The sequence below is a fragment of the Burkholderia sp. HI2714 genome, assembly GCF_002223085.1.
Classification (GTDB): Bacteria; Pseudomonadota; Gammaproteobacteria; order Burkholderiales; family Burkholderiaceae; genus Burkholderia; species Burkholderia lata_D.
Window position 1 is genome coordinate 97,132 of sequence record NZ_NKFM01000024.1, and the last position, 12,597, is coordinate 109,728.

Annotated in this window: 10 protein-coding genes; 3 read left to right on the plus strand and 7 right to left on the minus strand. The window is 69.2% G+C overall.

The features are described from left to right. Positions 1-102: 102 nt before the first annotated feature. A complete protein-coding gene (gene dnaE, locus CFB82_RS13230; RefSeq protein ID WP_089484362.1) occupies positions 103-3,633 on the minus strand; it encodes a DNA polymerase III subunit alpha in 3,531 nt (1,176 codons plus the stop codon). A gap of 216 nt (positions 3,634-3,849) precedes the next feature. On the opposite strand from dnaE, the gene CFB82_RS13235 reads away from it, so the two are divergent. Together CFB82_RS13235 and gluQRS are read left to right on the plus strand one after the other, a co-directional pair. Then, positions 3,850-4,704, plus strand: coding sequence for a sulfurtransferase (locus CFB82_RS13235; RefSeq protein WP_069248519.1), 855 nt, complete (start codon positions 3,850-3,852; stop codon positions 4,702-4,704). Between the two features lie 22 nt (positions 4,705-4,726). Continuing rightward, positions 4,727-5,620, plus strand: a complete 894-nt coding sequence (gene gluQRS, locus CFB82_RS13240) for a tRNA glutamyl-Q(34) synthetase GluQRS (protein WP_089484363.1) — start codon at positions 4,727-4,729, stop codon at positions 5,618-5,620. Between the two features lie 185 nt (positions 5,621-5,805). Here gluQRS and CFB82_RS13245 read toward each other — a convergent pair whose 3' ends face one another. The 4 genes from CFB82_RS13245 to purT form a co-directional block, all read right to left on the minus strand. Further along, positions 5,806-7,374, minus strand: coding sequence for a DEAD/DEAH box helicase (locus tag CFB82_RS13245; protein ID WP_089484364.1), 1,569 nt, complete (start codon positions 7,372-7,374; stop codon positions 5,806-5,808). A 393-nt stretch (positions 7,375-7,767) separates the two neighbouring features. Next, positions 7,768-8,148, minus strand: a complete 381-nt coding sequence (locus CFB82_RS13255) for an MliC family protein (protein ID WP_089446147.1) — start codon at positions 8,146-8,148, stop codon at positions 7,768-7,770. Positions 8,149-8,229: 81 nt separating this feature from the next. After that, positions 8,230-8,415, minus strand: a complete 186-nt coding sequence (locus CFB82_RS13260; RefSeq protein WP_069248523.1) for a DUF6726 family protein — start codon at positions 8,413-8,415, stop codon at positions 8,230-8,232. An 18-nt stretch (positions 8,416-8,433) separates the two neighbouring features. Beyond that, on the minus strand, positions 8,434-9,648 hold the full coding sequence (gene purT / locus CFB82_RS13265; RefSeq protein WP_089484365.1) for a formate-dependent phosphoribosylglycinamide formyltransferase: 1,215 nt from the start codon (positions 9,646-9,648) through the stop codon (positions 8,434-8,436). 213 nt (positions 9,649-9,861) lie between these two features. Here purT and CFB82_RS13270 point away from each other — a divergent pair, with 213 nt between their 5' ends. After that, positions 9,862-10,407: an META domain-containing protein gene (locus CFB82_RS13270; protein ID WP_089484366.1), complete on the plus strand. Its 546-nt coding sequence runs from the start codon at positions 9,862-9,864 to the stop codon at positions 10,405-10,407. A gap of 170 nt (positions 10,408-10,577) precedes the next feature. On the opposite strand, the gene CFB82_RS44680 is transcribed toward CFB82_RS13270, so the two are convergent. Further along, on the minus strand, positions 10,578-11,276 hold the full coding sequence (locus CFB82_RS44680; protein ID WP_179255400.1) for a hypothetical protein: 699 nt from the start codon (positions 11,274-11,276) through the stop codon (positions 10,578-10,580). Between the two features lie 960 nt (positions 11,277-12,236). Further along, positions 12,237-12,593 (minus strand): hypothetical protein, encoded by a 357-nt coding sequence (locus CFB82_RS44685; RefSeq protein ID WP_179255401.1) that lies wholly within the window; start codon positions 12,591-12,593, stop codon positions 12,237-12,239. Positions 12,594-12,597 lie beyond the last annotated feature (4 nt).

Below are 12,597 nucleotides of genomic sequence, written 5' to 3' on the forward strand. Positions count from 1 at the left end.
AGCCCAAGACCCGTTTGCGTGAACATGCAAAACGGCCCGCCGCACCGCACGATGGCGATGCGACGGGCCGCATGGCGCGACAGCCGGTCGGCGAAGGCGCGATCAGTACGTGATTTCGACGACGCTGCCGTCGAACGTCGCACGCAGCTCCGCGAGCAGCACGTCGCTCGGCTTCACGCGCCATGCGTCGCCGAGGCGCATTTCACCCTGTGCCCGCGCGTTGCTGTAGTGGACCTGGACCGCAAGCCCGTTCGGCAGCGGCGCCTGCGGGCGACGGCCGCCATCGCGCCCGCCGCCGCGCGGTGCCGGCGCCTCGACCACGTTCGCCGCCGGATCGTCCTTCGACACGTGCGGCTCGAGTACGCGGCGCAGTGCGGCCGCGTCGGCGTTGCCGTTCATCGTCAGCCGGACGGCCTGCGCATAGCGGCTGCGCGCGCGCTCGAGATCCATCACGGTATCGGCCGTGAAGCGGATGCCGCCCGTGAACGCATCGTTGCGCGCCTGCCCCTGCACGATCAGCAGCTCGTCTTCCTTGAACAGCGCCTTGTTCGCCTCGAACTGCTCGTTGAAGATCGTGATCTCGCACTGGCCCGAGCCATCGTCGAGCAGCGCGATCAGCATCTTGCCGCGCTGGGTCATCTGCGTGCGCAGCGACGCGATGATGCCGGCCACGAGCTTGTCGCGCCCTTCCTTCAGGTCGCCGACCTTCTGCCGCACGAAGCGGCGCACCTCGTCGCGATACGCGTCGAACAGGTGGCCGGACAGGTAGAAGCCGAGCGCGCCCTTCTCTTCCTGCAGGCGGCGCTTGTCGTCCCACGCGGGCTCGTCGACGAGCACATGCGCGTGCGGCGACTCGGCGCCCATGTCGAACAGGCCGGCCTGCATCGCGTTCGCCTCGGCCTGGTCGGCCGCTTCCATCGCCAGCGGCACCGACGCGATCAGCTGCGCACGGTTCGGGTTCAGCGAATCGAACGCGCCGGCACGGATCAGCGCCTCGACCGTGCGGCGGTTGACGACGCGCCGATCGATCCGCTCGCAGAAGTCGAACAGGTCGGTGAACGCCTTTTCCTCGCGGGCGCGCAGGATTTCCTCGATCGCGTTCTGGCCGCTGCCCTTCACCGCGCCGAGGCCGTAGCGGATCGTGCGCGAGCGCTTGCCGTCGGCTTCGGCGACCGGCTCGAAGCGGTAGTGCGACTGGTTGATGTCCGGCGGCAGCACGGCGAGGTTGTTCACGACGCAATCGTCGAACAGGATCTTCACCTTGTCGGTGTCGTCCATCGCGAGCGTCATGTTGGCCGCCATGAATTCGGCCGGATGGTGCGCCTTCAGCCACGCGGTGTAGTACGCGAGCAGTGCATAGGCGGCCGCGTGCGACTTGTTGAAGCCGTAGCCCGCGAACTTCTCCATCAAGTCGAAGATCTCGTCGGACTTCTCGCGCGTGAGGCCGTTCTTCGCCGCACCCTCGGCGAAGATCTCGCGGTGCTTGGCCATCTCCTCGGGCTTCTTCTTGCCCATCGCGCGACGCAGCAAGTCCGCGCCGCCGAGCGAGTAGCCGCCGATGATCTGCGCCATCTGCATCACCTGCTCCTGATAGACCATGATGCCGTAGGTCTCTTTCAGGACGGGTTCGACGCGCGGATCCGGATAGTCGACCTTCTCGCGGCCGTGCTTCCGTGCGCAGAAGCTCGGGATCAGGTCCATCGGGCCCGGACGGTACAACGACACGAGCGCGATGATGTCCTCGAAGCGGTCGGGCTGCGCATCCTTCAGCATGCCCTGCATCCCGCGGCTTTCCAGCTGGAACACCGCGACCGTGTTGGCCTTCTTCAGGATCTGGAACGAGGCGGGATCATCGAGCGGCACCTGCGCGAGCGACCAGTCGGCCTTCGACGGATCGAGGCGGCGGATGTAGCGCTCGGCCCAGTCGAGGATCGTCAGTGTCGTGAGACCCAGAAAGTCGAACTTCACGAGGCCGACGGCTTCGACGTCGTCCTTGTCGTACTGGCTGACCACGCCGCCGTCGTCGCCCTGCGTGTACAGCGGGCAGAAATCGGTGAGCTTGCCGGGCGCGATCAGCACGCCGCCCGCGTGCATCCCGACGTTACGCGTGAGGCCCTCGACGCGCTGCGCGAGATCGAGCAGCTGGTGCACTTCGTCCTCGTGGTCGTAGCGCTCCTGCAGCTGCGGCTCTTCCTTCATCGCATCGGCGATCGTCACGTGCTTGCCCGGCTTGAACGGGATCAGCTTCGCGATGCCATCGGTGAACATGTAGCCGAGGTCGAGCACGCGGCCGATATCACGGACGGCCGCCTTCGCGGCCATCGTGCCGAACGTGGCGATCTGCGACACGGCGTCCGCGCCGTACTTCTCCTTCACGTACTGGATCACGCGGTCGCGGCCGTGCTGGCAGAAGTCGATGTCGAAGTCGGGCATCGACACGCGTTCCGGGTTCAGGAAGCGCTCGAACAGCAGGTTGTAGCGCAGCGGGTCGAGGTCGGTAATGCCGAGCGCGTACGCGACCAGCGAACCGGCGCCCGAGCCGCGGCCCGGGCCGACCGGCACGCCGTTGTTCTTCGCCCAGTTGATGAAGTCCGCGACGATCAGGAAGTAGCCCGGGAAGCCCATCTTCGTGATGGTCCCGCACTCGAATTCGAGGCGCTTGTAATACGTGTCGCGCTGCGCGTCGCGCTCGGCTTCGACCGGATACAGCTGCGCGAGACGGGTCTCGAGCCCTTCCTTCGACAGCTGGACCAGGTAGTCGTCGAGCGACATGCCGTCCGGCGTCGGGAACAGCGGCAGTTTCGGCTTGCCGAGCTCGAGCTTCAGGTTGCAGCGCTTCGCGATTTCGACCGTGTTCGCGATCGCCGACGGCAGGTCGGCGAACAGCGCGACCATGTCGTCCTGCGTGCGGAAGTACTGGTCGGTCGTGAAGCGCTTCTGGCGCCGCGGGTTCGCGAGGATGTCGCCTTCCGAGATACACACGCGCGCCTCGTGCGCGGTGAAATCGTCGTCGGTCATGAACTGCGTCGGGTGCGTCGCGACGACCGGCAGCTTCAGCGCCGCCGCGAGCGTCGCGGCCTGCTGGATGTAAGCCTCGGCGCCCGGCTGGCCGTAACGCTGCAGCTCGATGTAGAAGCCGCCCGGGAACACCTTCGCCCAGCGCTCGGCGTGACGGCGCGCGGCGTCTTCGTTGCCCGCGGCAAGCGCGAGCCCGATATCGCCCTGTTGCGCGCCCGACAGCGCGAGCAGCCCTTGCGAGAGTTCGCCGTCGAGCCAGCTCGCGTCGAGCTCCGCACGGCCGCGGTACTGGTTCGTGAGCCACGCCTTCGACAGCAGCTCGCACAGATTCAGGTAGCCGACCTTGTCCTTGACGAGCAGCAGCAGCCGCGACGGCTTGTCGCGGTCGTCCGGATTGGCGATCCAGACGTCGCAGCCGGCGATCGGCTTGATGCCCTTGCCGCGGGCTTCCTGGTAGAAACGGACGAGGCCGAATGCGTTGCCGAGATCGGTGAGCGCGAGCGCGCCCTGACCGTCCGCGGCCGCCGCCTTGACGATGTCGTCAATGCGCACGATGCCGTCGGCAATCGAGAATTCGGAGTGAACGCGAAGATGGACGAAGCGAGGATCTGACATGGGCGCTATTGTAGCCGCCCCGCCGCGCAGGCTGCCCAAAAAATCCCCGCGCTGGCCGTTCGGCCGATGTGCGCGACCGCCCGTCGCGCGGCTGGCCGAACGGCAGGGTGCCGGCCTGAGCGCGGTTTGCGGGATAATACGGTTTTTCGAATCTACGCCCCGGCTTCGCACCCTTTTTTGCGGGCCGCCGTGCGGCCGTTTTCCCGTCGGACCATCATGACCATCGTCAATCTCGCCGCCTACCATTTCGTGTCGCTCGACGCGAACGAGCAATGGCGCCCGCTCGTCACCGCCCGCTGCAACGAACTCGGCCTGCGCGGCACGATCCTCCTCGCGCCGGAAGGCATCAACCTGTTCATCGCCGGCACGCGCGAAGCCGCCGATGCGTTCATCGCGTACATCCGCCACGATCCGCTGTTCGAAGGCAAGTTCGCGACGCTGCAGTTCAAGGAAAGCCTGTCCGACTCGCAGCCGTTCCGCCGCATGCTCGTGCGCCTGAAGCGCGAAATCATCACGATGAAGAAGCCGGCGATCAAGCCGGAACTCGGCCGCGCGCCGTTCGTCGACGCGAAGACGCTGAAGACGTGGCTCGATCGCGGCCACGACGACACGGGCCGCCCGGTCGTGATGCTCGACACGCGCAACGCGTTCGAAGTCGACGTCGGCACGTTCGACGACGCGCTCGACTACCGGATCGACAAGTTCAGCGAATTCCCCGAAGTGATCGACGCGAACCGCGCCGACCTCGAAGGCAAGACGGTCGTGTCGTTCTGCACGGGCGGCATCCGCTGCGAGAAGGCCGCGATCCACATGAAGGAAATCGGCATCGAGAACGTGTACCAGCTCGAAGGCGGGATCCTGAAGTACTTCGAGGAAGTCGGCGGCGCGCACTATCACGGCGACTGCTTCGTGTTCGACTACCGCACCGCGCTGAATCCGCAGCTCCAGCCCACCGAGAACGTCACGTGCTTCGCGTGCCGCGCGGTCGTCACACCGGAAGCGCAACAGTCGCCGAGCTACGTGCCCGGCAAGTCGTGCCCGGCCTGCGCACCGGCGGCCAGCGCCGCGTAAGCGCGCGCTGCCCCGCACCCCGATGACCGGCTATCGCGGCCGCTTCGCGCCGTCGCCCACCGGCCCGCTGCATTTCGGCTCGCTGGTCGGCGCACTCGCGAGCTGGCTCGACGCGCGCGCGCACGGCGGCGCATGGCTCGTGCGCATCGAGGATCTCGACGGCCCGCGCACGGTGCCCGGCGCCGCCGACGACATCCTCGCGACGCTCGCGCATTTCGGCATGACGCCCGACGAGCCGCCCGTCTGGCAAAGCACGCGCGATGCCGCGTATACGGCCGCGCTCGAGCGGCTCGTCGCGGCCGGGCTCGTCTATCCGTGCGGCTGCACGCGCAAGGAAATCGCCGATTCGCTGCGCGCCGCACACGAACGCCACACGACGCTCGCCTACCCGGGCACCTGCCGCACCGGCCTGCACGGCAAGCCCGCGCGCGCGTGGCGGCTACGCGTGCCGGACGGCGGCGACGCGATCGTCACGTTCGACGATCGCTGGCAGCACACGCAATCGCAGAACCTCGCGACCGAAGTCGGCGATTTCGTGCTGAAGCGCGCGGACGGCCAATGGGCCTACCAGCTCGCGGTCGTCGTCGACGATGCCGACGCGCGCATCACGCACGTCGTGCGCGGCGCCGACCTGCTCGACTCGACCGCACGCCAGATTCACCTGCAGCACTGCCTCGGTGTGCCGACGCCGCAATACCTGCATGTGCCCGTCGTCGTCGATGCGAACGGCGAAAAGCTCAGCAAGCAGACGGGCGCGACCGCGCTCGAACGCGACGATCCGCTGCCGGCGCTGCAGGCCGCGGCCGCACACCTGGGCCTCGCCCCCGACGGTGCGCTCGCGGGCACGACGCTCGATACGTTCTACGCCGCCGCCACGGCCGCATGGGCGATGCGCTTCGGGCCGCAGGCCGGCTGACACACACGGCGCACCGGTTTCGCGGCGATTGGGCGCAAGCCTGATGCCGACTGCATCGCCCGCCGCCGGCGCCCCGCGCCCTCTCCCAAGCAAACCGCAGCCCCAATGAAAAACGGGCACATGCTCATCGCATGCACCCGCTTCTCCCGCAGCGCTCGCGCGCCGCGCCGTCACGTCCGCCCGGCTTACGCCGACGGCTTGCGCGGCATCCCGAACCCGCCGAGCAGCGCGGCGACCTGACGCTTCGGCCCCTTCTTCTCGGGCTGCTGCGCAGGCTGCGCGTCGTCCTGCTGCTTCGCCGGCGCCGACGGCTCGTACGGCTTCAGGAAGAAATCGTCGACCGGCGCTTCAAGGCGACGGTGATGACCGCGCTCGGAACCGCCCGGCCGGCGCCCCGATGCACCGCGATGCTCGTCGCGATCGCGACGGCCGCCTCGTTCACCGCCTCGTTCACCACCGCGCTCGCTGTTGCGATCGCCGCCGCGGTCGTTGCCGCGCTCGTCGTGACGCTGGCGCGCCGGCTTGTCGAGCGCGAGCGTCTGCACTTCGAGCGGACGCTTGATCAGCTTCTCGATATCGGCGAGCTGCTTGCGCTCGTTCGGGCTGCACAGCGACAGCGCGTCGCCCGTCGCACCCGCACGGCCGGTACGGCCGATCCGGTGCACGTAGTCTTCCGCGCTGAACGGCAGGTCGAAGTTGATCACGGCCGGCAGTTCGGCGATGTCGAGGCCGCGCGCGGCCACGTCGGTCGCGACCAGCGCCTCGATCTCGCCGCGCTTGAACGCGTCGAGCGCCTGCATCCGCTCGATCTGCGTCTTGTCGCCGTGGATCGCCGACGCGACCACGCCGTCGCGCTCGAGATTGCGCGCAAGCCGGCTTGCGCCGATCTTGCTGTTGCAGAACACGATCACCTGCTTGAGGCCGCGATCGCGCAGCAGCTGCACGACGGCCGCCTGCTTGTCGCCTTCGGCGACGTCGTAGACGATCTGCGTGACGTTCGCGTTCGTCGAGTTGCTGCGCGCGACTTCGATCGTCTGCGGGTTGCGCAGGTAGGTCGACGCGAGCTTCTTGATTTCGCCCGAGAAGGTGGCCGAGAACAGCAGCGTCTGGCGCTCCTTCGGCAGCAGGTTCAGGATGCGCTGCAGATCCGGCAGGAAGCCCATGTCGAGCATCCGGTCGGCTTCGTCGAGCACGAGGATCTGCACCTGGCCGAGGTTCGCCGTCTTCTGCTGCACGTGGTCGAGCAGGCGGCCCGGCGTCGCGATCAGGACCTCGACGCCGCGGCGCAGTTCGGCCATCTGCGGGTTCATGTCGACGCCGCCGAACACGACCGCGCTGCGCAGCGGCGTGTGCTTCGCATACGCGTGCACGTTCGCGGCGACCTGGTCGGCGAGTTCGCGGGTCGGCGTGAGGATCAGCGCACGCACCGGGTGGCGCGCCGGAGACGCGCTCGTGTTGGCCTGCGGCAGCAGGCGCTGGATGATCGGCAGCGAGAAACTCGCGGTCTTGCCGGTGCCCGTTTGCGCGGCGCCCATGACGTCGCGGCCGGCGAGCACGACCGGAATGGCCTGCGCCTGGATCGGCGTCGGCGTCGTATAGCCCTGCTCCGCAATGGCTTTCAGGATATCGGCGGCAAGGCCGAATTGATCGAAGGTTGCGTCGACGGGCTTGGCGACAGAATCGGACATGGTGGCGTTTCGCTCAAAAGGCGCGGCGGGGACATCGTGCGTCAGGCCAGCCGGGCCTGCGCTCATCACAATTCGGAAATAGACGGAGCCGCGGCGCGCCGCGCGGCGCCGCTCTGGCGCTTGGGACCGGTTCAATGTGAACGCTGGACGCCAGGCCGTGCGGACTCCGTTCGGCGAGAATGCCGGCGGAAAGGGCCGTATTGTAGCACTGCGCGGCCATCTGTCCGTGACAACGCGGCGAACGGCCACAACGGCGGTTCGCGCGGCAGGCCCGGGCAGGCCCGCACGGTAGACGAATGCCCGATCGGACTAGCCCGATGGGCCGACGGATGATTTCAGGGGTCCGATCGTGGATCGCCTGGCCCAATCGCCTGCGGCCAGCCTGCGTGCCGGGCCATCAGGCCCGGGAGCCGGCCGTCGACCGGCACCGGCAGCACGATCCACGTTCCCGCCCGGCGCTCAGCCCTTCTTCTTTTTCTTCTCGACCTGTACGCAGTCGCCCAGCAGCGGCGGCGCACTCTGGTCGGCGATCTCGTCGCGCAGCGTCGCTTCCTTGCCCTTCGTCCACCACGTATAGCGGCCGGCCTGGTAACGCGCGCCTGACGCCGACACGGTATCGACGAACAGCATCTGCTTCCCGTTGACCGGCACGAGCGCGAAGCTCTGGCCGTTGCCCGCGAGCCAGTACGACACGCGCACCGGCTGCTTCTGGTTCGCGCACTGGTAGACGGTGAACTGGCGCGAATCGGCGTCGATCTCTTCGACGGTCAGTTGCGCGGCATGCGCGACGGAAACAGCCGTGCCGGCGAGCACGAGCGCGGCGAGGGTTTGGCGAATCATGCAGGTCCTCTCACGAAACAGGTGGAAACGCGCCCTCGCGGGGCGCGTGATTATTGTTGGCGATCGGGGCGGGTAGCGGGATCAGGGATCGATGACGTCGGCACACGCGTCGGTCGGTGCGGCCGCGACATGGCCGACGAGCGGCACGATCTTGAGCCCGGCCGAGGCCACCCGGCACGGTGCGGCCGCGAGCCCGCAACCCGCGAGGTTCACTGCAAGCGCCAGCGCTGCGGCCAGCTTCCCGATACGCAGCCACTTCGGCGTCATCGTCCTCTCCTGATTACGTCAGCGGGCCGACACGGGCCGGACGGCCGCGGCGGCACGCTTCGCGCGTTCGCGGGCTTCGTCGACGGTCGCGCCGGTCGCCAGCGCGACGCCCATGCGCCGTTTCGCGAAACTTTCCGGCTTGCCGAACAGGCGCAGGGCGGTGCCCGGCACCGCGAGCGCGTCGCGCACGCCCTCGAACGCGATCCCGCGCTCGTCGAGCCCGCCGTAGATCACGGCCGACGCGGCCGGCGTACCGAGCGCCGGATCGACCGGCAGCCCGAGAATCGCACGCGCGTGCAGCTCGAATTCCGACTGGCGCTGCGACGCGAGCGTGACGAGGCCCGTATCGTGCGGCCGCGGGCTCACCTCGGAGAACCACACGTCGTCGCCGCGCACGAACAGCTCGACGCCGAACATCCCGCGCCCGCCGAGCGCCTCGGTGACCTTGTGCGCGATCTCGCGCGACTTCTCGAGCGCCACCGCGCTCATCGGCTGCGGCTGCCATGACTCGACGTAGTCGCCCGCGACCTGCACGTGGCCGACCGGCTCGCAGAAATAGGTGCGCGTGGCGTTCGTCGCCGGATCGATCGCGCGCACGGTGAGCTGCGTGATCTCGTAGTCGAAATCGACGAAGCCCTCGACGATCACGCGGCCGTGGTTCACACGCCCGCCCGCCATCGCGTAGTCCCACGCCGGCTTCACGTCGGCCTCGGTCTTCACGACCGACTGCCCCTTGCCCGACGACGACATCACGGGCTTGACGACGCACGGCATGCCGATTGTCGCGATCGCCGCGCTGAACGCCTCGAACGAATCCGCGAACGCATACGGCGAGGTCGGCAGGCCGAGCTCCTCGGCCGCGAGCCGGCGGATTCCTTCGCGATTCATCGTGAGCTGCGTCGCGCGCGCGGTCGGGATCACTTCGGCGAGGCCGGCGGCCTCGATCGCCGCGAGCGCGTCGGTCGCGATCGCCTCGATCTCCGGCACGATCAGGTGCGGGCGTTCGGCTTCGACGATCGCGCGCAGCGCGGCGGCGTCCGTCATGTCGATCACGTGCGCGCGATGCGCGACCTGGTGGCCCGGTGCGTCCGGATAGCGGTCGACCGCGACGACTTCGACGCCGAGCCGCTGCAACGCGATGATGACTTCCTTGCCGAGTTCGCCGGCGCCGAGCAGCATGACGCGCGTGGCCGAGGGTGAGAGCGGCGTACCGAGCCGCTGACCGATCTGCATGTGATTACCCGCTTCTGGTGGAGGACGAAAACGGCTCCGATGTTAACACGCGCCACGGCGCCGGTTTTGCGCGTTTCGCCGCGCCGGCGCCCGGCCGCGGGCCGCTCGCAAGCAGGCTGCGAACGTTTTCACGCGTGAAGTGTCGGCTCGCCTGCCGCGGGGCGGGTGCGTTACTCTTACGCCTTGATCAGAATCCGATGAGGAACGAGGCTCATGTCCCACCTGTCCGCCGCCGCACGTGCACGCACCGGCCTGCTTCGCCCGTTGCGCGCGCCGCTCTGCGCGTTGACGCTTGCCACGCTTCTCGCCGCCTGCGCGATGCCGACCCACCCCGATTCCGCCGCCCCCGCACCCGACCCGTACAACCCGGCCGCCGTCCAGCTGCTCGACGACACGAGCTGGGAACTCACCAGCTGGCTGAATGCCGACGGCACGCAGCGCGCGATCCCGCATGGCGACAACGGTGAGCCGATCAAGCTCGCGCTGTCGACCGACTCGGGCATCCGGCGCGCCAGCGGGTTCTCGGGCTGCAACCGCTACATGGGCACCTATGCGATCAAGAACGGCCTGTTGAGCTTCGGGCCGCTCGCCGGCACGCGGATGGCCTGCCCGAATACGCTCGGCGGCCAGCTCGAAACCGCGTACCTCGACGCACTGGCCCACATCGACAAGACCGGCGTGCAGATGCGCGAGCCGCAGCAATTGCAGATCGTGACCACGTCCGGCGCAACACTCACCTTCACGCACCGGAGCCCCTGATGCACGGCGCGCGCGGAGGCCGACCGACCGCCTTCGCGTGGCGCGCCACGCGCGTGTGCCGCGCACACGCGTCGCACGGCGTGAATCGGATGCACGCCGCGTTAGAGTCTTGTTCGCCGGCCGGTTAAACTCGGCGGGTCGCGCCCCGCGCGCCCCTCCCCACTCCTGTTTCAAAGCATGCACACGGTTGTCTTCGGCTGGTTCGGCATCTCCGCCGTCTGGTTCCTCCTTCTCTTCTGGCGTCTCGTGCAGGCGATGCTGCCTGGCGGTGTCGGGCTTGCCGGCCGCGGCTCGATCCGTCTGTGGCTCGGCTTCGCCGCGGTGTTCGTGGCGAGCTGCACGCTGACGAGCCCGCTGTCGGGCCCCGACACGAACGCGCTCGGCCATGCGTTCTCGGCAGGCTTCGCCCACGTGCTCGGCCCGATCGGCACGCCGGTCGCGATGGTCGTGCTGTTCTTCGCCGGGCTGCCCTGGCTGACCGGCATCGGCTGGCGGCAGTTCGCCGCGTGGGTCGATACGTCGTTCGGCGTCAAGCTGGCGCGCGACGGCGGTGATGACGAAGCGCGCGGCATCGCCGACCTGCCGCGCAGCGCGTTGCATCGCGACGACGACGTCGTCCAGCCGACCACCGCGCATACCGTCAATTCGATGGCGCCGCGCCAGAACGGCCGGTATTCGCGCCCGACGCTGTGGAAACCCGACCCGCAGGCGCGGCCGAAGCCGCGCAGCAGCACGCCTGCGCGTCCGCACGTGGAACCCGTGGCGCCGTCGGGCTGGTTGAAGCCGGCCGCGCCCCAGCGCAGCGCGCCGACACCGCCCGCGCCGATCACGCCGGCCAGCGCGATGCCGCCGCCGACGACCGGCAGCACCGCCAGCCTCGCGCGCGCAGCAGCGAATTCGCAAGTCCCGCGCCCCGATCCGGCCCCGCTTCCTGCCGGGTTCGAACCCGTCCGTCCGCGGCCGACCGGCGCGCGACCGGCCACCGCCGCGTTGAAGCCAACCCCGCCGCGTACCACGGTCACGCCGCGGCCGGCGCCCGCGCAGCCGCAGCGCCCGCCCGTACGCCCCACCGCAGGAGCCGGCTCGGTGGGCCTGACGCCGGATGCGGCACGACGTCGCCCGCCGCAGCCAACGCCGGCGCGTGCACCGCTTTATGCGTGGACGGAAAAACCCGCCGCGCCGATTACGCCGGCACCGAGCGTGCACGACACGCTGCGCTCGATCGAGGCCAGCACCGCGCAGTGGGCGACGCTGGGCGGTGCGCAGGACGATGCCGGGCACGCGGCGGCGGCAGCAGCAACCGTGGCCGGTGTGGCCGCGGCAGCAGCCGGCATTGCAGCGCCCGCCGCAGCGGCCGTGCCGACCGGGATCGCCTCCGCGGCCCACGGCCTCGGGGCGCATGACGCCAGTGCGCCGCTCGCCGGCGATCCGGCGCCGGTGTACGACGACAACGCACCGATCGTGCTCGACGCGTTCAATCCGACAGCCCCCGCTGTTCATGTACCGGTCGCCGATACGGGCGCCGTGACGCTCGACGCCGCCGCTCCGCCTGCGTCGTCGAATACCGGCGTCGACGATGCCGCGTTCCCGCATCACGCCAATGACGAGATCCGGCACGCCGACGATGCCGCTGCCGCACCGGCATCGGGCATCTCGCCCGCACCGGCGTTCGACGCACCCGTCGACCTCGCGCCGTGGGAGGACCTCGCCAGCCAACCGGTTCCCGCGTTCGACGCATCCGCCTGGAACCCGGTCGCCGAGTCATCGACCGATGTGACGGGATCGGAACCGGTCCATGCCGCCTTCGCGCAACCGAGGAGCGAGGCGGTTCACGACCTCGCCGCGAGCAACCCGCCGGCACCCATCGATGCCGACGACAAGTACGCCGCACAACCGGCTCCTGCAATCGATCGCACGGCATCGGCCAGCGTGCCGCAGGGCATCGCCGATGCGCACGCCGACGTGAAGCCCGCCGGGAACGTCGCGCCGTTCGCGGCCCTCCCCTCTTCGCCGAGCGCCGAAACGACGCCGCGCGCAAGTGCCGAAAGCAGGCCATTTGCGGCGGCACCGGCACCGGCCGCATCGGGAGCCGCCAAGCCAGACACGATGGAAGCTGCGGCACCGACGACAGCATGGACGTGGACACCTTCGACGGCGCAACCGGCCATGACGAATACGCCTGTCACCGCG